At 31.4% G+C, this 20,596-nt stretch carries 18 protein-coding genes; 14 read left to right on the forward strand and 4 right to left on the reverse strand.

Annotation, left to right across the window (positions count from 1 at the left end; all coding sequences use genetic code 11):
• Positions 1-132: 132 nt before the first annotated feature.
• From ABNT61_RS13865 to moaA, 3 genes are read left to right on the forward strand one after another with little or no spacing between them, the layout of a single operon-like run.
• A complete protein-coding gene (locus ABNT61_RS13865; RefSeq protein ID WP_348743652.1) occupies positions 133-576 on the forward strand; it encodes a molybdenum cofactor biosynthesis protein MoaE in 444 nt (147 codons plus the stop codon).
• 4 nt (positions 577-580) lie between these two features.
• Entirely contained in the window at positions 581-1,492 is a 912-nt protein-coding gene (gene moaCB / locus ABNT61_RS13870) for a bifunctional molybdenum cofactor biosynthesis protein MoaC/MoaB (protein ID WP_348743653.1), read from the forward strand.
• Positions 1,489-2,496: a GTP 3',8-cyclase MoaA gene (gene moaA / locus ABNT61_RS13875; RefSeq protein ID WP_348743654.1), complete on the forward strand. Its 1,008-nt coding sequence runs from the start codon at positions 1,489-1,491 to the stop codon at positions 2,494-2,496. Before moaCB ends, moaA begins: the two co-directional genes overlap by 4 nt.
• 206 nt (positions 2,497-2,702) lie before the next feature.
• On the opposite strand, the gene ABNT61_RS13880 is transcribed toward moaA, so the two are convergent.
• Entirely contained in the window at positions 2,703-4,130 is a 1,428-nt protein-coding gene (locus tag ABNT61_RS13880; RefSeq protein WP_348743655.1) for a rubredoxin, read from the reverse strand.
• On the reverse strand, positions 4,127-7,636 hold the full coding sequence (locus tag ABNT61_RS13885) for a molybdopterin-dependent oxidoreductase (protein WP_348743656.1): 3,510 nt from the start codon (positions 7,634-7,636) through the stop codon (positions 4,127-4,129). The genes ABNT61_RS13880 and ABNT61_RS13885 overlap by 4 nt, the downstream gene beginning before the upstream one ends.
• Before the next feature lie 357 nt (positions 7,637-7,993).
• Between ABNT61_RS13885 and ABNT61_RS13890 the strand changes: the two genes are divergently transcribed.
• The gene (locus ABNT61_RS13890; protein ID WP_348743657.1) at positions 7,994-9,001 is read left to right on the forward strand and encodes a VOC family protein; all 1,008 of its coding nucleotides are present in this window, start codon (positions 7,994-7,996) and stop codon (positions 8,999-9,001) included.
• Positions 9,002-9,033: 32 nt separating this feature from the next.
• On the opposite strand, the gene ABNT61_RS13895 is transcribed toward ABNT61_RS13890, so the two are convergent.
• Entirely contained in the window at positions 9,034-10,059 is a 1,026-nt protein-coding gene (locus ABNT61_RS13895; RefSeq protein WP_348743658.1) for a WYL domain-containing protein, read from the reverse strand.
• Positions 10,060-10,061: 2 nt separating this feature from the next.
• The gene (locus tag ABNT61_RS13900) at positions 10,062-10,682 is read right to left on the reverse strand and encodes a hypothetical protein (protein WP_348743659.1); all 621 of its coding nucleotides are present in this window, start codon (positions 10,680-10,682) and stop codon (positions 10,062-10,064) included.
• 130 nt (positions 10,683-10,812) lie between these two features.
• Here ABNT61_RS13900 and ABNT61_RS13905 point away from each other — a divergent pair, with 130 nt between their 5' ends.
• The 10 genes from ABNT61_RS13905 to ABNT61_RS13950 all read left to right on the forward strand — a co-directional run bounded on the left by ABNT61_RS13905 (position 10,813) and on the right by ABNT61_RS13950 (position 20,490).
• Positions 10,813-11,109 carry a phage repressor protein gene (locus ABNT61_RS13905; RefSeq protein ID WP_100926012.1) on the forward strand — a complete coding sequence of 99 codons (297 nt, stop codon included), beginning with the start codon at positions 10,813-10,815 and terminating at the stop codon, positions 11,107-11,109.
• A 204-nt stretch (positions 11,110-11,313) separates the two neighbouring features.
• Complete coding sequence (locus tag ABNT61_RS13910; RefSeq protein ID WP_348743660.1) at positions 11,314-12,342, forward strand: T4 RnlA family RNA ligase; 1,029 nt, start codon at positions 11,314-11,316, stop codon at positions 12,340-12,342.
• Between the two features lie 10 nt (positions 12,343-12,352).
• The gene (locus ABNT61_RS13915) at positions 12,353-13,234 is read left to right on the forward strand and encodes an AAA family ATPase (protein ID WP_348743661.1); all 882 of its coding nucleotides are present in this window, start codon (positions 12,353-12,355) and stop codon (positions 13,232-13,234) included.
• A gap of 12 nt (positions 13,235-13,246) precedes the next feature.
• Positions 13,247-13,933 (forward strand): hypothetical protein, encoded by a 687-nt coding sequence (locus ABNT61_RS13920; protein WP_348743662.1) that lies wholly within the window; start codon positions 13,247-13,249, stop codon positions 13,931-13,933.
• Positions 13,911-14,597, forward strand: a complete 687-nt coding sequence (locus tag ABNT61_RS13925; protein ID WP_348743663.1) for a hypothetical protein — start codon at positions 13,911-13,913, stop codon at positions 14,595-14,597. The genes ABNT61_RS13920 and ABNT61_RS13925 overlap by 23 nt, the downstream gene beginning before the upstream one ends.
• Before the next feature lie 35 nt (positions 14,598-14,632).
• Complete coding sequence (locus ABNT61_RS13930) at positions 14,633-15,334, forward strand: DUF434 domain-containing protein (RefSeq protein ID WP_348743664.1); 702 nt, start codon at positions 14,633-14,635, stop codon at positions 15,332-15,334.
• 5 nt (positions 15,335-15,339) lie between these two features.
• Entirely contained in the window at positions 15,340-16,020 is a 681-nt protein-coding gene (locus tag ABNT61_RS13935) for a hypothetical protein (protein WP_348743665.1), read from the forward strand.
• A gap of 33 nt (positions 16,021-16,053) precedes the next feature.
• Positions 16,054-16,830 (forward strand): M90 family metallopeptidase, encoded by a 777-nt coding sequence (locus ABNT61_RS13940; RefSeq protein WP_348743666.1) that lies wholly within the window; start codon positions 16,054-16,056, stop codon positions 16,828-16,830.
• 837 nt (positions 16,831-17,667) lie between these two features.
• On the forward strand, positions 17,668-19,041 hold the full coding sequence (locus tag ABNT61_RS13945) for a PcfJ domain-containing protein (RefSeq protein WP_348743667.1): 1,374 nt from the start codon (positions 17,668-17,670) through the stop codon (positions 19,039-19,041).
• A 57-nt stretch (positions 19,042-19,098) separates the two neighbouring features.
• Positions 19,099-20,490, forward strand: a complete 1,392-nt coding sequence (locus ABNT61_RS13950) for an RtcB family protein (RefSeq protein ID WP_348743668.1) — start codon at positions 19,099-19,101, stop codon at positions 20,488-20,490.
• The last annotated feature ends 106 nt before the right edge of the window (positions 20,491-20,596 follow it).

Below are 20,596 nucleotides of genomic sequence, written 5' to 3' on the forward strand. Positions count from 1 at the left end.
AAGAAGTAAAAATTCATTAGAGATGTTAAAATCAAAGACTCGTGAATATAGATAGTAACGTCAACCTGAAATAAATTCGGAATGACATCGAAATCGTCTTTATGACTTAAAATAAGGTTAAAGAAAAATAAAATGAAGAATATAAAACATAAAAACGTATTTGTAGAAGGAGCAATTTCTTCTCAGTTTATCGCAGATTCAATTCAAAAGCATCAGAGCAAAACTAGTATTGGAGCTCATAATATTTTTCTTGGACAGGTAAGAGCTGATGAGATTGATGGGAAAACAGTAACAGGGATAGATTATTCTGCTTACGAAGAGATGGCGAATGCTAAATTTCATGAGATTAGAGAAGCTACTTTTGCTAAGTTTAATCTTACATGTATGCATATTTATCATAGTAAAGGATTGGTGAAAACTAGTGAAATTTGCTTGTTTGTTTTTGTGTCGAGCCCAAGGAGAAGAGTGGTTTTTGAAGCTTTAGAATTTGTAGTAGAAGCAATAAAAGCAGACGTTCCAATTTTTGGACAAGAAATATTTGAAGATCAAACTCATCAATGGAAAGTAAACTCATAGCAAAATGGTAGATATTACACATAAAATAAGCACACTCAGAGTTGCTTCTGCACAAGCAATTGTTAAGGTTAGTAAACAAGAAACTATCGATGCGCTTGAGAACAATACAGTACCTAAAGGAAATGTATTCGAGATCGCAAAAGCAGCAGGACTTTTAGCGGTAAAAAATACGTTTAACGTTATTCCAGATTGCCATCCATTACCAGTGGAATTCACTGGTGTAAGTTATACTATTGATGGTTTGTCTGTTAAAATAGAAATGACGGTTAAAACAATTTATAAAACAGGTGTAGAGGTAGAAGCTATGCATGGTGCGAGTGTGATAGCGTTAACAATGTATGATATGTTAAAACCTATTGATAAGCAAGTTGAAATAGGAACAATAAAACTACTAGAAAAGAGTGGAGGAAAGAGTAGTTATAGGAAAAAACATAGATCTCAATTAACGGCAAGTGTCATTGTTTGTTCTGATTCAATTTCTGAAGGTAAAAAAGAAGATAAAGCAGGAAAGGCTATTATTAAAAAGCTTGAAGAAAGTGATGTGAGTATTGCTAATTATGATATCATACCAGATGAAATAGAAGTAATAAGAGAGAAAGCAGTTAAATATGCTTCAGAGAATAATTTGGTAATTTTTACTGGAGGAACGGGATTGTCATACCGAGATGTAACACCAGAAGCTTTAATTCCAATTTTAGAACGAAGAATTCCTGGTGTAGAAGAAGCAATTCGAGATTACGGACAAGAACGAATGCCGTATGCAATGCTTTCAAGAAGTGTAGCTGGAACTATTGGAGATGCTTTAGTGTTGGCTTTACCAGGTTCTACAAATGGTGCTAAGGAATCAATGGATGCGGTTTTTCCATATTTATTACATGTTTTTAAAATTTTAAAAGGAGGTAATCACGATTCATGATAGAACATAAAAACATACTTGAAGATGATTTTGGTAGAAACCATACGTATTTGCGTATTTCTTTAACCGAAAAATGTAATTTACGTTGTACATATTGTATGCCTATAAATGGTGTTCCTTTAACACCAAAGAGTAATTTAATGACTTCAACAGAGGTCTTTGAAATTGCTAAAATATTTGCTGATTCTGGTGTGAATAAAATTCGACTTACAGGAGGAGAGCCTTTGTTAAGAAAGGACTTTCCTGAGATTGTTCAGAATCTTTCGAAACTAAATGTAAAGATTGCGCTTACGAGTAATGCTGTTTTAATTGATCGTTATATTGACGATTTAAAGCAATACGGAATAAACGATATTAATATCAGTTTAGATACGTTGGCAACAGATAAGTTTCTTCATATTGCGAAAAGAGATCAGTTTAAAAAAGTGTACGATAACCTTATTCTTTTGGTAGAAGAAGGATTTAAAGTCAAAGTTAATGTTGTGCTTATAAAAGGATTCAATGAGAATGAAATTGTTGATTTTATCAAGCTGACGAAAGATTTACCAATTTCTATTCGTTTTATAGAATTTATGCCATTCGATGGAAATAAATGGGAGAAAGACAAGATGATTTCTTACCAAGAAGTAATGGGATTCGTGGAACAAGGATTTGAAAAAAATGCAATAGAACGAATTGAAGACGCAAAAAATGATACTGCAAAGAACTACCAAATAAAAGGATTTCAAGGAAGTTTTGGTGTTATAAGTTCGGTTACCAATCCTTTTTGTGATTCGTGTAATCGAATTCGTTTAACTGCAGATGGAAAATTAAAAAACTGTTTGTTCTCAAGTACAGAAACAGATTTATTAACTCAATTCCGAGAAGGGAAATCTATAACACCTATCATTCAAAAAGTAATACGACAGAAGCATAAAATGAGAGGTGGAATGGATTCTATTGAGAAACTGGAAAATCCAGATCTACATCAACAAAATAGAAGTATGATAACCATTGGAGGTTAAAGCTTACTGTCACTTCACCATGAAGCAAAAAAAAATCAACTTAACTAACGTTTAAATTGATTTTTCTCTCGTGGGACTATTGTGTTAATAATACCCTAATATACATTATAACTTATAATTAACTCGTTGTGTAACGTTAAAAGGAATGTTTACTTCGATTAACGATTCTGTTTTAAAAGTTAAATGGAACTCAGTTCTTTAAATCGTTACTTTACTAAAACCTTCTTTTCATAACTACTTTTTGGAGCGCCACAAACGGAGCATTCATAGGATGATGGTAATTCTTCAAATGAAGTTCCTGGAGCAATGTTTTGTGTTACGTCTCCATAATCTTTATGATAAATTGTCATGCATTCCGAGCATTGGTGAATCTCTTCTTCCGTAGTTTCTTTTTTGCTAGTTTTTGGAGAATTTACTTCTTGTTCGCTTCCTAATTGTTCAAAATAAAGCTTACTCAATTCCATAAGTAATCCAGGAAGTTCAACTTTATCTACATCCTGAACATGAACAATATATTCGCGAGTGTTAGGATCGAAATTTTTAGCATAAAGTAAATTGTAAGTGTCTCTTATAACGAAATCTCCAATCTGTTCAGGTTGTTTGTTCTTTTCAATGACTATGGATGTAAAATTGTAAGAATTATGATCAAAATCTGTTATTCCAAAAGTTAAACCATAGGTACTGATATCATTCTGATCGAAGTTGGTTACTAAATATTTTTTAAGATTTAAAGCTTCAATATTGTTTACAGGTAAGTGCCAGTTTAATTCCAACATAGAGTGTCTTACATTAATACCAAATCTACCCAATAACTTTTCCCAAACTAATTTAGATTCAACTGGAATTCCTTTCACAATAAACGATTTCCAAGGTGTGATAGAAATTTTTCCAATTTTGTTTTCAAAACATAAATCACACATTTCTTTTAGAAAAGTTGTGTCGTATAAATTATTTCTCCAATATAATCCAAGCCAATATTTATCTTCTATTCTATTCATCCCTTCATAGTAAGGAAATGGATGAAACGGAACTTCTAAAGGTTTGTCTACAGTTCTATTATTTGTTTCGACAGCGTCATTTACCAGTTCAAAAACAGTATCTACATTCTCTGGCTCTTCAATTAAAACATCTTCTATGGCTTGAGCAACTTTATGTAAATCCCAGCTGTAAATTAAGGCTGGATAAATTTTTGTTTTTCTCCAATTCGGTAATCGTAAATATAAATACCAATAATCTTCATTTTCCGAAGCGATAAAGTTGATGTTTCCAGTAAATAAAGGAACTAATCTTTGCTTAGGATCAGTGATGTTAATTCGTAAAGTCGGTTTGTATTTAAATTGTTCAATTACATACAAATATCTAGCACTAGTTAGCCAAGAGGTATTCGTGAAAATATCAGAAGAAACGTAGGAAGAAGCAATGTTGTGAATTACATCTTCATCAGGAAAAACAAATTGAAGGGTTTTCAGTTCTTCCAAATCCTTCTTTTCAATGTCTTTTGGAAATATGATGTCTTGTCTGGAACCAAAAGAAATACTATTCATTCCTAAAGACTCCGCAGTTTCGCAAATATGTTTTAATTCCCCTGGAGATAAAACTCCTCCGTTAATTAGAATTCTATTTAGTTTTTTCATACTGTAGTCACTGAATTTTGAAGTATTTCTCGTACTTCAGTTTTACAACTTCCGCATCCTAATCCTGCACCTGTAGTTTTACATAATTCTGTAAAATTGGTGCATCCTTTTGTAATGGCTTCTTCAATATTTCCTTCACCTACTTGACTACAAGAACAAACCAATTTCCCTAAAGTTGGCTCATTATTTCCGCTTCCTCTAAGTAATGTGTCTCTTTTTTCGGCCATTTCAATTTTGCTCTCAATCATCATTTTAAATTCAGCAAATTCGCTTTTGTCTCCCATTAAAACAGCGCCAACAAGTAAGTCATCTTTAACAATACATTTCTTGTAATATCTTTTGGTCATGTCGGTAAATACAATTTCCTCATATCCATCTTCCTCAGAAATATTTATATCACCAATAGAGCAAAGGCTTAAATCATTAAACTTTAAAATGTTCATTAAAACGGATCCGTTATAGATGCTACTAATATCTCCAGCTAAATAATTAGCCAAAATAGTAGCTTGTTCTTCTGCGGCAGAGGTGATTCCGAATAACTGATTGTTAAATTCAGCGATTTCTCCAATGGCGAAAATATCTGGATTTGAAGTTTGTAAATACTGATTTACAATTACTCCTCTTCTGCAAGCAATACCGTTTTCTTTTGCAATTTCAATATTAGGTTTTGTTCCTATGGCATAAACTACGGCATGAGCAGAAATTGATTTTCCACTTTTTAAATTAATGTTCAATTCCCCAGTATCAGGATCATCAAAAACCGTATTCACTTCATTATCAAAATAAATTTGAATACCTCTTTCTTGAACATCTAAAGCCAATAATTTACTTGAAGTTTGATCTAATTGGCGTTCCATTAAGCGAGAAGCTCTTTGAATAATTGTAATCTTAACATTCTTATGCTTCATGGCAGCTGCTAATTCCAATCCTAATAACCCACCACCCACAATAACTACATGTTGTTGTTCTGGTGGCAGATTAGTTGCGTCTAAATACGATTTGAATCGATCAGCATCCGTTTTGTTTCGCATGGTAAATCTTCCAGGTAAATTTAATTGTGCGTCTTTTGGAACAAATGCTCTACTTCCTGTGGCAATAATTAATTTATCGAAAGAATGAATTTGGTTGTTACTATCAACAATAGTTTTGTTGTTCGTGTTTATTTTAGAAATAGTTGTTTCTGGATATAGATGTAAGTTTAATTCTTCTAATTCTAATCGTTTAATTTTAAGTAGTTCTTCCCAGCTTAGTTCTTCGGTAACATATTCGGGAAGTAAAACACGATTATAGAATAAATTAACTTCTTTAGAGAATACATGAATTTCATCTTGCTCATTATGTTCTCTATAATTTTGTACAAATCTAAAAGCCGCTGCACCTGCACCAATGACTATAATTTTCTCTGCTGGCTTTTTGTATTTGGATACAGCAACATGCGTGAATTTAAAATCAGGTTCCTTAGAAATAGGATCAACAACGGTTTTGGTTAAATTGTTGGTTCGATTTAAATTACTTTGTAATTGTTTTCCCCAGTGCATTGGCAAAAACACAACACCTTTTTTTACATTATCAGTTACTTTAGCTCTTACTCGTACAACTCCATGTTCATTTCTAACTTCAGTAATATCACCATCTTTAATTTTATTGAGATAAGCATCTACGGAGTTAATTTCTAAAACTGGAGAAGAATAATGAGTTTTTAATCTAGAAACCTTACCGGTTCTTGTCATGGTATGCCATTGATCGCGAATACGACCAGTCGTAAGAATTAATGGGTAATCAAAATTGTCTTCTAAAAGTTGTTTATAATCATCTGTGGGAAGGTTGAATTGTGCTTTTTGATTTGGTGTATAGAATTTTTTGTTTTCGAATAATCTTGGTGTTCCAGGATGTCTGTATTCAGGAACTGGCCATTGGAAAGTTCCTTCGTTCTTTAATCTATCATAATTCAGGAAAGAAACATCAATGTTTGTTCCTTTTGTCATTGATGCATATTCATCATAAATTTCACTGGTTTCAGCATAATTAAAACTTCTGAATCCCATACGTTGAGCAAAATCACAAAGAATTTCTGCGTCTGGTTTAGCTTCTCCAGGAGCATCAATAACTTTAGGCAAATAAGAAACTCTTCTTTCTGAGTTTGTCATTGTACCTTCTTTTTCTAACCAACCTGCGGCAGGTAATACTAAATCAGCAAATTTAACGGTGTCCGATTTGTGAGAAATGTCTTGAACCACAACAAATTTTGCATTGTTCATGGCTTTTTCAATTCTATGGGAATTTGGTAAGCTTACTAAAGGATTTGTGCAAACAATCCAAACAGCTTTCAATGTTCCATTTTCAAGAGCATCGAACATTTCTGTTGCTGTGAGTCCAGGTTTTGGAGAGATTTTTTCAACTCCCCAAAATTGAGCAACCTCTCTACGATGTTCTTCATTTAAAAGATTTTTGTGTACGGCAAGTAAATTCGCCATTCCACCAACTTCTCTTCCGCCCATTGCATTCGGTTGACCAGTTAATGAGAATGGTCCAGAACCTGGTTTGCCTACTTGCCCTGTGATTAAAGAAAGATTTAGTAAAGAAACATTTTTATCTGTACCAACAACACTTTGATTTAATCCCATTGCCCACATACTTATGAATCCTTTGGACATTCCTATAACACTTGCAGCTTTTTTGATTTCCTTTTCTGAAATGCCACAAATTTTAGCGGCTTGTTTTATAGAGGTTGAAAAGATTAAGTCTTTATATTTTTCATAACCATCTGTATGTTTTGAAATAAAGTCTTTGTCAATTAATCCTCTCTTGATTAAATATTGAGCAATTGCATTATAAAGAACAACATCGGTTCCAGGAAGTATTTGTAAATGTAAATCAGCAAAATTTGCAGAGTCGGTTTTTCGAGGGTCAACTACAATAATTTTTACATTCGGATTTTCTTCTTTTCGTTTTTCAATTCTTCTGAATAAAATAGGATGACACCAAGCAGGGTTTGCTCCTGTGATTAGAAAACAATCCGCTAGTTCAATATCTTCATAAGAAATAGGAACACTATCTTCTCCAAAAGTCTTTTTGTAACCAACAACAGCAGAACTCATACAAAGGCGAGAATTGGTATCAATATTGTTAGTTCCAAGAAATCCTTTAGTTAACTTGTTGGCAATGTAATATTCCTCAGTTAAACTTTGTCCAGAAACATAAAACCCAACACTATCTGGTCCGTGATTTTTGATAATCGATTTAAAAACACTCGCAGCTCTATCTAAGGCATCATCCCAACTTACACGTGCTCGAGGGTGAGAACGACTCCAACGCATTTCTGGATACAAAATTCTATCAGAAGTATCATTAACAACATAGTGCAAATTCATTCCTTTAGAACAAAGCATACCTTTATTTACAGGGTGATCTTTATCTCCTTTAACTGATATTTTGTTGTTTGCGTCTTTTTTAACAATGATACCGCAACCTACTCCGCAGTAAGAACATGTAGTTTTGAATTCCATAATTATTTGCTGTCTTCACAAATCTAAGTATTTATACTTAATTTTAAGAATATTGAGTAAGTATTTAGAGATAAATACCAAATTGACAAACTGACTCTTAATCGATTAAGAAATATGTAATTAGAGGGTGCTTATTTTATAAATATTGTTTTTCTGCGTGAGTACTTAAGCCATGATTTGAAAGATGCTCAGCTTCGAGTATGTTTATCTCTTTTATTAGGGTAAAAACTTGTACTTATGTGAGTTGCTTTATTTTAACGAATATGTATTCTTTTTGGGTTTGAGTCTTTTTTCATTAAAAAATATTCAATTAATTAATAATATTGCTGAAATTAAATCTAAAAATTAACATTTATTATGAATTACCCTTTCATTAATCAATTCATTAGAATTGGACTTGTTTCATTTGTTTTTTTGGTAAGTTGTGCTAAGAACGACGAATTAATATTAAATGACGAATTAGAAGTTACCTCTAGCAAGAATACGGTTACTTCTCAAAAGAATTCAAATTCATCAGATATGAATTTGGCTTCTATTTTACATTATAATATTAATGTGCGAGACTTTAGTAAATCTCGAAAATTTTATGAATTACTTGGTTTTGTTGCTACAATTGATTTGAATATTAATGTGACTGATCCTGAAGAAGCACAAGGATTAAACTTGCCTCCTTATTCCTTAAAAACTACGCCATTGGTATTGTTTGATCGATTCGTAATTGACTTGATAAAATTCAATGATCCTTATGATGATGCTCCACCACATACTGATGAGACTGCATTAGGAATTTCGACATTAAGTCTTAAAAGTAGTTGTGTATGGTGTGATATGAAACTGCTAAAAAGAAATGGATACACTTATGAATTGCTTGCTGGAAACTCTTTAAATCCTAAGAAAATTCGTGTTCAAGATCCAGATGGAAATATAATTTATATTCATCAAGTTTATGATGGTAACGTTCCTAATATTTTCGGTAAAGGTTCAGTAAACGGATTGTATTCGACGAATATTAATGTTAGTGATTTAGGAACTGCGATTGAATTTTACAGTGAGATCGGATTTGAAATTTTGAGTATGGAAAATGGAGTAGCTGATATTGGGTTACGAGATGGTAGAAAAATTACACTTACCGAATCTGACAGTGAATTAATGCCTTATGAAAAACTAAATCATTTAGGAATTGCTCGTATTGCGATTAATAGTGACGATTTGGATAGTGATATTGCTGCATTACATGCTAAAGGAATTCAAACATACAGTCCTGAAGCCATAAAACCAACAGGTCCGTTTTCTTTTATACGCTATGTTGCTTTTGAAGATCCAGATGGAACTGTAATTGAATTAGTACAGAATACGCTTTTTTAATAGGTTATAATTATAGCCAAAAGCTCAACAGATTATTCTGTTGGGCTTTCCTCATTTGGTGAAATGTATCTATTTCTGGCTCTATGCAATTGTCTTTGAATTTGAGTTCTTAACTTTTCTGGTTTTAGAATTTCGATAGACTCTCCATAACCTAGAATCACTCGCTCTAATTCAAAGTTAGGTTGTACTAGAATATTAAAAATTACACCATCCTCTGTTTCTTTAATTACACGTTGAGTATGATGAAAAGGCTTTGTAATTACATAAGGAGCCAATCTTCTTTCAATCCAAAACTCTATCCGTTGAGGTCTTGAATTTGAAACGGTAACACCAATTACATTTTTAAAATATTCGTCACCATCTATATTTTTATCAATATAATCAAGATCCGATACTTCTTTAATAGCTACAATTCTATCCAAAGCCAAATTCATATAATCGGATTTATGATACACGATTAAAAACCAACGGTTATTGAATTCTTTTAAAAGTTGTGGATGAACAATGAGTTGACTTTCTTTTCTAGCTTTGAAAGATTTATAAGTAATTTCAAGAACTATTTTTTTCTGAATTGCATTATACAAATGATCAATGAAATGTAATCCTTTTAACTGTTCATTCTTATCCAAATGAATAATTGCTCTATTGTTTTTTTGAGAAGAGTATACCGAATCTTCCAGTCGTTGTAAAACACCATCCATCTCTTTAAACAAGGAAAAATCTTTAAACTGACGAAGTACCTGAATAGCATCATTCATTACTTTAACATCATTTTCCGTAACAGGAATATTCATTATTGAATATCCTTCTTCAGCATATTTGTAATACTTACGTTGATAAACTTCAATAGGAGCATTATAACCCAATTTATCACTTCGCATCATTTGAATATCTAACTGAACGGTTCGTTTACTTACATAAACATCTTTTCCCTCATATTCATATAAAGCATCAGAACATGCATCAATCAAATCATCCAAAGTCCATTTACGCATCGTATTTCGTAAACATTGATCAATGGTTTTGTAGCGAATAAGTGCGTTTTTATTAGAAGCCATTTTTAAATCTGGTTTAATTCGTTTTGAAGATTTGTTTTTGCCTGTTCTTCAAATTTTGCAATAAAGGTATCGGTCTTATAAATAAGAGGTTTGTCAATAAAATGTTGCAATACTTTTTTTCTACCTTGTTTATATAAGAGACTAGGAACAAGTTTGTATTCGGTTCGAATAAACTTAGAGTATTGTTGATACACTTCAGAAGACTGACCTAAAATCGCTAAGTCAAAATCAATTAAATATTGAGTGTCTAAATATTCACTTTCATGGGTTTTTGTTGCGATAATCTGTTCTTTAATAATCTCTAAACTTAATTTTGGTAATAAAGTACTTAAGACTTCTAAGGCAAAATCAGCACTTTTCTCTTCGTTATCTTTTTTCCAGATGTTATAAATAATATCATGATAAAAAATAGAAAAAGCTACTGCATCAGGTTGTTCAAGATGAGTTTTATAATCATCAAAATAAGAGAATAGTTCTTCTAAATGTTTTAGATTATGGTAGGTTCTGTGTTTTTCAGTATACTTTGATTCTATTGATTTCCATAAAGAAGAAATCAACGTAGTATCATTTGTAAAACGACTTAATAAGTGGATAAAACGTTCTTGTAAAGTCAACTTTTTCAATTAAATAGTTTGCTTTACAAAAATAAAAACTAATTTTATACCGACTTTAAAAGGAATAAAGTTATTCGTTCTTTTACTTTTTGTTCAACAATAGTCTTTGAATTAATGTTTAATTTAAATACAAATAATTATGAATTGGAAAATTCAAAAGCTATTGAATGGAGAAACAATTATCTCTAAAGAACCAGGAAACTCAATGTTACCAATTTTGAAATCTAGACAACCTGTGGTTTTAAAACCAGTGGATTGGCAAGATTGTAAAGAAGGCGATATCGTTTTTTGTAAAGTACGGGGAAATTGTTTTACACATTTAGTAAAAGGTAAAAACGACAAACGAGGATTACTAATAGGTAATAATCGTGGACATCTTAACGGATGGACGAAAAATGTTTATGGTATAGTAACTGAAATCTTACCATTTAAGTAGTGCTAGTCAGCACTTTTTTTGTTTATAGACCTTTCTACTCTCAAATAAAATTTTTCTAATTAATTTTTATTACGCAAAAACATTGCGCAATAATATAAAATATTTGCAGTGTGATTAAGAAAAGAAAACGCCGTAAGTGGGAAAATGCTATGAGAAAACAACTAAAAATTAAAACGTGAAAAGAAAAGATTAAAAGGAAATGAGATGGGAACAAAAATTTTAAACATTGAAAAATTAGAGAAAGCAATTGCAAAAGGATATATTCATAAGAATAAACATCCGAAGGAAAACCTATGGATTTATAATTATACGCAGTCTGCTCAATATGAAGCTTATTGGACTACTGAAACATTACAATGTCGAGGTTTGATTTTAGATTCAGAGTATACTATTATAGCGAATCCAATTGCAAAGTTTTTCAATGTAGAAGAAGTTGGATATGATAAATTACCGAATCTTCCTTTTGAAATTTTTGAAAAAATGGATGGTTCTTTAGGAATTTTATACTGGTTACGTAATGAGCCATTCATTGCTACTCGAGGATCATTTAATAGCAAACAGGCAATTAAAGCGAATGAACTTTTAAAGTCAAAATATAAAGGTTCTATTGATAAATTAGATAAAAGTAAAACGTATGTTTTTGAAATTATTTATCCTGAAAATAGAATTCTTGTTGATTACGGAGAAACAGAACAATTGGTTCTTTTAGCAATTATCGATACTCAAACAGGAATTGAGGAAAATTTACGAGATATTGGATTTCCACTTCCAAAAGTATTTCCTTCAAAAAGTATTGCTGAATTAAAAGGATTGAATTGGGATAATAAAGAAGGTTTTGTAATTAAGTTCGAAAATGGATTTCGAGTAAAAGTAAAATTCGAACAATATGTAGAATTGCATAAAATTATTACCCAAATTTCGTCGATTACTATTTGGGAAACTTTAAAAGAAGAAGGAAGTTTATTGAAATGGATTGAAGATGTTCCAGATGAGTTTTTTAAATGGGTACGTAAAACCGAATTCGAATTGAAGTCTAAGTTTACATCAATTGAAAGTATCGCCAAAAAAGAATATAAACTATTAGAAACAGATAGAGAAACAGCTGAATATTTTAAAACCTGTACATATCCAGCCGTAATGTTCTCAATGAAAAACAATAAGAATTACGATCCAATTATTTGGAAAATGATTCGTCCAGAGTTTGAAAAAGCATATTCAAACGAAAACAATTAAAAATTAGAAAATGAAAAGAATAATCATATTAAAAGGAATTCCGGCTTCTGGAAAATCAACATTTGCAAAGAAATTAGTTTCTGAAAATCCAGGAATGTACAAACGAATTAATAGAGATAGTTTACGAACTATGTTGGATGCAAATCATTTCAGTAAGGGAAATGAAAAGTTTATTCTAAGAACAAGAGATTTCTTGATTAAAGAAGCGCTTTTAGATGGAAAACATGTTATTGTTGATGATACAAATATCTCTGATAAAAACTTTAATAGAATCAATGACATTGCTAAAGAATATACTAGTGAAACAGGTCATCATGTAAAGGTTGAGGTTAAGCTAATGGAAATTGATGTTGAAGAGGCAATCAAAAGAGATGCGGCTAGAGAGAAATCTGTAGGAATAGAGGTAATTTTAAAAATGGATAAACAACTGAAAACCAAAGAAAAATTGAAGAACGTTTATATAAAGCAAGATGAAAGTTTACCAAAAGCTATTATTTGTGACTTAGATGGAACATTATCTTTAATTACCAATAGAAGTCCATTTGACGGGAGTAAATGTGAACAAGATTTACCGAACGAACCTATTGTGAATTTGGTTAAGAATTATCAGAAGTTAGGATACAAAATTCTATTACTTTCGGGTAGAGATGGTCAATACAAACCCGAAACGGAGAATTGGTTAACGAAATATGACGTTAAGTACGACGCTCTTTGGATGCGTAATCCTAAGGACAAAAGAAAGGATTCAATAATTAAAGAAGAACTGTTTCGAAATGAAATTGAAAACAAATATTTCGTAGAGTTTATTCTAGATGATAGAAATCAAGTTGTTGATTTATGGAGAAAGAAGCTACAACTACCTTGTTTACAGGTTTTCTATGGAGATTTTTAAAAGAAGACTATTATGGAAATTCCGTATCAAATTTTTGGATCAGAAAGCTCTATTGATTTAGATGTATGCTTTTTTGTTGATGACTTAGGTACTATTCAAGAAAATCATGAGACGATAAAAGTATATATCGAAAAATCAGAATTTAACTCAGGTAAGAAAGTAAATGCAAATTTAGCAGTGGTGCAAAACGGAATAATTGAAAGTTCTTTTAAAGGTGCCGAAGATGAATTGAATAATGCTTTATTTGAAACATATCATTTACATGCACAAAAGTTCGAAAGAAGAATTTGTAGAAAGGTAGAAAGAAATTTGGATGCAAGAATTGAAAGATGCTTAAGATCATTAGTTTCTTACTTTACAAGAACTTTATATAGAGTTGAAGCTAAAACTGCTTTGAGAGGGAATACAGGTGATAAAATTATGTTTTTAGATAGTATTCAACTTAATAGAGTAGAAGATTTTGGTAAAAACGGATCTGTAACTGAAGTCTATAAATCAATAGCTTTTCAATTGGGGATTACATTAGCATTATTAGAGTCAGTTGAGCTGTACACGAAAGAAAGTATTCTTGATTATTATCCAGATTTGAAAAATTATTTAGGCAGAGAGAAACAAGACTCTAAAGTATTACAAGCTTACATAGAAAAGTTTATTGAATTAATGAAAAAGAGAAATTATGAAACTGAGAGAAGCAACTGAAAAATTGTATAATGTTTTTGGTAAATATTATGTTGAAGGAAATATAAGAGAAAGAAGTTGCGATTGTTGTGTTTCAAATGAAGAGATTAAAGAATTGTTGTCAAAACCTTTAAGAAAATTGGAAGAAAAGGATTTACAACATTTTATGTTCTCTGCGATTTCAACATTTGGTGATGTTAAGGATTATAAGCATTTTCTGCCGAGAATATTTGAATTAATGCAGAATGAAGAAAGTGAATTTATCAACGATTTTATCATATTTGAGAAACTTAATTATAGTGAATGGGAAACTTGGGATCTGATAGAGATTGAAACAATCGAATTTTATTTTTTAAGTCTTTGGACTCATTTTCTAAGTGACGAAAAAACTTCATTTACACAGTTAAGTTCTATGTTAGAGATCATTTCAAAATATGTAGGTCTGAATAAAGCATTAACAATCTGGGAAAAGTATGCCTCTAATCAAAGTATCTTGTTTATTGTTGATTTCATTTGGAATAGTAATCAATTTATAAATGATGAAAAAACGGATAAACTTTATTATTGGTTTTCTACGTCATCAATAAAAAGTAAAATTCAGAATTTGTTTTTTGCTACAGAAGACACATATTTGGCGTCGAAATTATCAATTGTTTATACAATCTTAGAAAATTACGAGGTTTAGTGAAAACGAGATATAATTAAAATTCTACAATCAAAATGGCTAAAAACAGAGGAAAAGAAGGAAGAGACGATTATTTGTTTGGAAAAGATTTCATGAAACGCAAAATTAAAGAGGCAGTTTCAGACATGTCTTTTTTGTTAGAACGCGGTTATGGTGAATCTTCATCATGTGAGTTGGTAGGCAATCGATATAAGTTGAACAAGCGTCAACAACAAGCTATAAAAGGAATGTCTGCGGCTGAATCTGCAGTAAAAAGTAGAAGTTCAAAAGAATTAGAAAAGCATACTTTATCAGAAAAGGAGGTAATTATTGATGGTTTTAATCAAATTATATTGATGGAAAGTATGCTTTCTTACGCGTATGTATTTAAAGGCAAAGATGGCGCATTTAGAGATTTATCTTCTTTACATGGAACTTATAAAAGTGTCAATCAAACAGAAGAAGCTCTTCGATTAATCGGTGATTTTTTTAAAGTAAATAAGGTGAAAAAGGTAATTTGGGTGTTCGATCAACCTGTTTCTAATAGTGGAAGAATGAAATCTAAATTAATTTCAATGGCTGAAAAATATGGATATAATTGGGAAGTTATCCTTGAAAATAATCCTGATAAAATAATTGCCGAAAGTAAATTAGTCGCTGTAACTTCTGATGCTTGGATTTTAGATAGAGTAGAGAGTTGGTTTAATTTAATTAAGGAATTAATTCCTGCTAATTATGAGTATGTGCTTTATTCTTAATTAAAATGAAAAAGGAAAAACTATATCAAAAGTTATTGTTTGTTAAAGAGGAAATTCTTCAAAGAAATTCAAATCATTATTTAGTTCGTTTCAAAAATGAACATCTTGTAGAGTTTGCAAATAATCTAAGCTCGTATGAAGAGAACGAGTTGTTTTTGAATAAATTCAATCTGCCTTTTTTTGATGAAGAAATTAAGGTTGATCGAAGTGAATCATTTAAAGAGTTTTTGTTCTTATTAAATGAAGAAAAATTAGAGATTGCTCTGAGAATTCAAGAAACAAAGATGGAAGATTTTTTGATTGTATTAGGTCAACGCCTCACTTCAGCTAGTGTGAGAAATGAGGAAGCAATTCCTCCATTAGATAATGATTTATTTGTCGCTAGTTTTCAATTGTATAATAGTCAAATTAGTAAAGTAGTTAGAGCTTTTGAAAAGCATTCAGAAAGGCTTGAGAACAACTTTTGGGGAAAAGTAAAAGGGAATCCAAAACAGAAAGAGGAAAAAGTTCGAGAAATATTGAAATTTGTCTTTGAAGATAAAACGTGGTGGAATATTTATTATCATTTTCAGCATGAACTTGTTTATGAAATTAGAGTAGCTTCTGGCCATGGTGTTCGTTGGAAAATGAGTAATCTAGATTTCATTGGTTTTGTTGAGCCTTTTCTAAACTCAGAAAATGTTTAATTTCCTTAATTTTACCAATAAAGAAAGAGTATAATGATCTACATTATCATTACCGTTATAGTATTACTCATAATTTATAGTTCTCAGAAGAAGGAGAATAAAAAAATAGTAGCCGAGAATAGAATAGAAATCCAAGAACATTGGTACACAATTCTAGAGGAAAACGTGCTGTTTTATCAAAAGCTAAACGAAGAAGATCGATTGCATTTCAAAAAGAGAATTCAATCTTTTTTAAACAGTGTTGAAATTGTGGCGGTAGATTTTGAATTGGAAGATTTAGATGTTCTTTTAGTTGCTGCAAGTGCAATTATTCCAGTTTTTGGTTTTAATAATTGGATGTACCCAAATTTGAAAACCGTTATTATTTATCCAGATTATTTTAACGAGAACCTGGAGTTTGCTGCTAAGTCTGAAAACAAAATTATTGGTGGTTTAGTAGGAAACGGAATGTTCGAGAACAAAATGATTTTATCTCGACGAGCCTTACATCATGGTTTTCTAAATAAAACAGATAAAGGAAATACAGGAATTCACGAGTTTGTTCATTTGTTAGATAAGCTTGACGGTAACATAGATGGAATTCCGAAAGCATTGATAGATAATGAGAATTTATTACAATGGTTAGACGTTGTTCACGATAAAATGGAGGCGATTAACAATGATGATTCTGATATTCGAAATTATGGAGGAACTTCTAAAGAAGAATTTTTTGCAGTGGCTTGTGAGTATTTTTTCGAGCGACCAATGTTATTAAAAAGAAAGCATCCAAAACTATATCAAATGCTTCAAGAATGTTTTAGTGTAGAGTAAAATAAGTAGTAACTGATGGAGAGTCAGAACATAATTTAAAATCAATCTAAGGACTTTAATCAAATAAAAATGGCATATTTGCCTCCAAATAAGTAATAAAACAATAAAATATATAACCTATGACAATGCAATTTGATTACATAATGGACGCCCAAAAGCGATTTCTATGGTGTTACAAATAGGTTATTGTAGTATAAAATCACTTAAAAGCGTCCAAGTTGTAAAATTTGGACGCTTTTTTTATGAAAAATTTTCAAGCTATTGAAAACATCCTGTGAAGTACTACATAGTTCTGCATCAGTAGATTAGTTATCTGAAGAAATTCGGACAGGAATCTTATGTCTCAATATTAGTGTAACTAATTGATATTCAATAAAATAAATTCAGAAAAGATTTGTATAATTCAAAAAAGCCTCACATCTTTGCATCGCAATTATGCAACAAAACAATTTTAAAACGAAGTACATATGTTTATTAAAACAGTAAAACAAAGTATTACAACAGAACTAGGTTCTTTAGTATACTCGCTTCGTGACTTCAGTAATAAATAGAATACCAATCTAATTATATGAATAGTCCGAAGCCAAATTAAAGTTTCGGATTTTTTTATGCCTTTTCCAAAAGTAGTTTAAGCAAATTTTCGAAACTCAAAAGATTCGACAGCACCCTTTTTAGGAAGAATTGATCTGTGGAAAACTCTCAAATAATTAATTATCGTGAGTTTTCTGAATGAAGAAGTATTTGCCAAAATTAATCGCTAATGCAAAAAATCAACATGTATTGGCTTAGAAATTAAGTGGCTTTACGTAGACAATAATCTAGTAAAGAACTTTAAAAATGAAAACGAATTGGAAAACACAAAATGTAGAGAACCGTCAAAGTAGGTTTATTCAACTTGTTGAAAAAATTGATCGAGAAAAGAATAAACCAACACGTTACAAAAGAACTATTGAGACCATGCTTCTTGAGTTTTTTGGAAAAACTAGTAAGAAGCGCTATACCTGGAAAAGAGAGACTTTTAAAAGACTATTAATTCATTTATATAATCAAAAATGTTATGCAATACTAAGAGATTATTACAGTGTGGAGGTAGTGCATAAAATGAGTTCTTTCGGAAATAAAATAGTGAGAAACATAGAAGACTGGAAGCGAGAAGGTGTTGAAAAGGAGGAACAGTTAAAGTCATTAATACAACACTGTTTTGCAATTTATGAAACACCTGCTTTTTTGGAGAGTTCATTCTTTAGAAGTGATAAAAAATATATGCTTTGGTATATACAAATTGGTAGAGGAAAAAGCATTAAAGAGTTATCACAAATGCCAGTACAATTAACAAGTAAAATGGCACACGAGTTTAGAAATGCTCCAGCTTTTTTTGAAGCAAACCAAGCGTTACGATATGCGCAAGCACTCGGATTTGGAGCTTCAGTAGAAACAGCCAAAACAATAGGTTTTTCAAGACTTTCAATAATCAGAGAAAGTGAAGAGGAATTTTGGGTAACAGTGGTTCAGTTTTTTGCAAAACAAAAAGGATTAGTTAAAAATGAAGTAGATCAAATAATCGATTATTTGACATATAAATATCGAGAAGATCAGTCATTTTCAATGAAAAGTAGAACGCTAAATGCACTAGTAAATCAAAGCAGAGATTGGCATAGAAATGTATACAAAGCTGAAATAGGTGAGGTATTAACTTGGAAACCATCAGGAATAAAACCTTTGTATGTAGAAGAAGTTGAGGAAGGTAAAAAAGTAGTTTATAAAACAGTTGAATTATTGAACTCAGTTGATCTCTACGAAGAAGGAAATGAAATGCATCACTGTGTTGCTGAATATGACGACGATTGTAAAGATAAAGCATGTACAATCTTTTCATTACAACGTCAAGTTGAAGGAGAACCAATGAAACGTATGGTAACCATTGAAGTAGGATTACCTGAAAGAGAAATCTTGCAAGCTCAAGCAAAGTACAATGAAGAGCCAGATAAGAAATCTGTAGAACTAATTGACTTATGGATGACAAATGCAAAGATTAAAAAGCCAAAAGCTGTTTCATATGAAACCTATCAAGTACAGGCAAACGTTGCAGGAGAAGGTAATAATAGAATAGTACATGTTCCAAGTTCTGATAACTATGATATGAGCGAACTAGCTAGAGTAATCTTTTGGATTTTGTATTTCATTTTTAAGGTAATACTGTTCAGCAGATAAAGGAGAAGATGATGAAATTAATATTCATCTTCTCTTCAACAGAAAAGATTAGAAATAATGGGAAAAAAATTAAAAGGAAAAGACCTAATCAATTTAGGATTTCCAAAGAATAATAGCATAAACATCGCCTTAGGGCAAATTAACCGATATAGAAAAAAGGAAAAGAAAGATCGCATTTTAGAAGAAGCAAAAGACGTTTTGCTTCATCCAGAAAAATATCAAGGAAATGCGATTTGGGGGAAAGTTGCAGAAGGTTTAACAAAACCAGTAGAAGTGAGAATGCATCAATTACGTAATACAAGAGCACCATTTTCAATTTATGGGGAAAACGAAATTGACGATCAAGCGAAATATCAATTGTACGATGCATTAAAATTACCAATAGCAGTGCAAGGCGCATTAATGCCAGATGCACATTCGGGTTACGGTTTGCCCATAGGAGGTGTTTTAGCTACAGAGAATGCTGTAATTCCTTACGGCGTAGGATTAGACATTGGTTGTAGAATGGCATTAAGTATTTTTCCAATGAAAGCTTCATATTTAAAAGGGAAGCAGCATCAAATGGAAAATATTTTAAAAGATCACACCAAGTTTGGAATGTATGAAACGCATGATAAAAAACAAGATCATGAAATTTTTGAACGAAAAGAGTTTCAAGACATTCCTTTGGTTAAGAGATTAAAAACAAAAGCCTATAACCAATTAGGAACTTCTGGAGGTGGAAATCACTTTGTAGAGTTTGGAATTGTAAACATTGTAGATGAGAATAATGAATTCAATGTTCCAGTTGGTGAATATGTAGGATTGCTAACACATAGCGGATCAAGAGGATTAGGAGCTAACATAGCAAAACATTATACCTATTTAGCAACTAAACAATGTCCGTTACCAAAAAATGTGCAGCATTTAGCGTGGTTAGATTTAAATACGCACGACGGACAAGAGTATTGGTTGGCTATGAATTTAGCGGGAGATTATGCAAAAGCATGTCATGATAATATTCATAAACGAATTACCAAGTTATTAGGTGTAAAACCATTGACTATGATCGAAAACCATCACAATTTTGCTTGGAAAGAACAAGTAGATGGAATAGAAAGAATTGTTCATAGAAAAGGAGCAACACCAGCAGGAAAAGGAGTTTTAGGAATTATTCCTGGATCTATGACAGCACCAGGCTACATTGTTCGTGGTAAAGGTAATTCAGATAGTTTACAATCAGCATCTCACGGAGCAGGAAGGAAACATTCTCGAAGAAAGTGTAAAGAGAAATTTACAAAAAGTGATATTAAACATCAATTAAAAATGAATGATGTTAGTTTAATCGGTGGAGGAATTGATGAAGCACCAATGGCGTATAAAAACATTAAAAAAGTGATGGGAAACCAGCAAGAATTAGTTGATGTCGTTGGAACATTTACACCGAAAATCGTGAGAATGGATAAGTAGTCTCAGTGAACAGTTATCAGTAAACTGTGAACAATGTCAGTTCGAGCGCAGTCGAGAACTATTTATAAAATATAAATCGTCATTACGATGAATGTAACGGAGTGAA

Origin of the sequence: Tenacibaculum sp. 190524A05c (assembly GCF_964036595.1) — a bacterium.
GTDB lineage: Bacteria > Bacteroidota > Bacteroidia > Flavobacteriales > Flavobacteriaceae > Polaribacter > Polaribacter platacis.

What these genes read in the sequence shown, in the direction of transcription:
- ABNT61_RS13865 (WP_348743652.1), top strand. Translation starts at nt 133, where the DNA reads ATGAAGAATATAAAACATAAAAACGTATTTGTAGAAGGAGCAATTTCT.
- moaCB (WP_348743653.1), top strand. Translation starts at nt 581, where the DNA reads ATGGTAGATATTACACATAAAATAAGCACACTCAGAGTTGCTTCTGCA.
- moaA (WP_348743654.1), top strand. Translation starts at nt 1,489, where the DNA reads ATGATAGAACATAAAAACATACTTGAAGATGATTTTGGTAGAAACCAT.
- ABNT61_RS13880 (WP_348743655.1), bottom strand. Translation starts at nt 4,130, where the DNA reads ATGAAAAAACTAAATAGAATTCTAATTAACGGAGGAGTTTTATCTCCA.
- ABNT61_RS13885 (WP_348743656.1), bottom strand. Translation starts at nt 7,636, where the DNA reads ATGGAATTCAAAACTACATGTTCTTACTGCGGAGTAGGTTGCGGTATC.
- ABNT61_RS13890 (WP_348743657.1), top strand. Translation starts at nt 7,994, where the DNA reads ATGAATTACCCTTTCATTAATCAATTCATTAGAATTGGACTTGTTTCA.
- ABNT61_RS13895 (WP_348743658.1), bottom strand. Translation starts at nt 10,059, where the DNA reads ATGGCTTCTAATAAAAACGCACTTATTCGCTACAAAACCATTGATCAA.
- ABNT61_RS13905 (WP_100926012.1), top strand. Translation starts at nt 10,813, where the DNA reads ATGAATTGGAAAATTCAAAAGCTATTGAATGGAGAAACAATTATCTCT.
- ABNT61_RS13910 (WP_348743660.1), top strand. Translation starts at nt 11,314, where the DNA reads ATGGGAACAAAAATTTTAAACATTGAAAAATTAGAGAAAGCAATTGCA.
- ABNT61_RS13915 (WP_348743661.1), top strand. Translation starts at nt 12,353, where the DNA reads ATGAAAAGAATAATCATATTAAAAGGAATTCCGGCTTCTGGAAAATCA.
- ABNT61_RS13920 (WP_348743662.1), top strand. Translation starts at nt 13,247, where the DNA reads ATGGAAATTCCGTATCAAATTTTTGGATCAGAAAGCTCTATTGATTTA.
- ABNT61_RS13925 (WP_348743663.1), top strand. Translation starts at nt 13,911, where the DNA reads ATGAAACTGAGAGAAGCAACTGAAAAATTGTATAATGTTTTTGGTAAA.
- ABNT61_RS13930 (WP_348743664.1), top strand. Translation starts at nt 14,633, where the DNA reads ATGGCTAAAAACAGAGGAAAAGAAGGAAGAGACGATTATTTGTTTGGA.
- ABNT61_RS13935 (WP_348743665.1), top strand. Translation starts at nt 15,340, where the DNA reads ATGAAAAAGGAAAAACTATATCAAAAGTTATTGTTTGTTAAAGAGGAA.
- ABNT61_RS13940 (WP_348743666.1), top strand. Translation starts at nt 16,054, where the DNA reads ATGATCTACATTATCATTACCGTTATAGTATTACTCATAATTTATAGT.
- ABNT61_RS13945 (WP_348743667.1), top strand. Translation starts at nt 17,668, where the DNA reads ATGAAAACGAATTGGAAAACACAAAATGTAGAGAACCGTCAAAGTAGG.
- ABNT61_RS13950 (WP_348743668.1), top strand. Translation starts at nt 19,099, where the DNA reads ATGGGAAAAAAATTAAAAGGAAAAGACCTAATCAATTTAGGATTTCCA.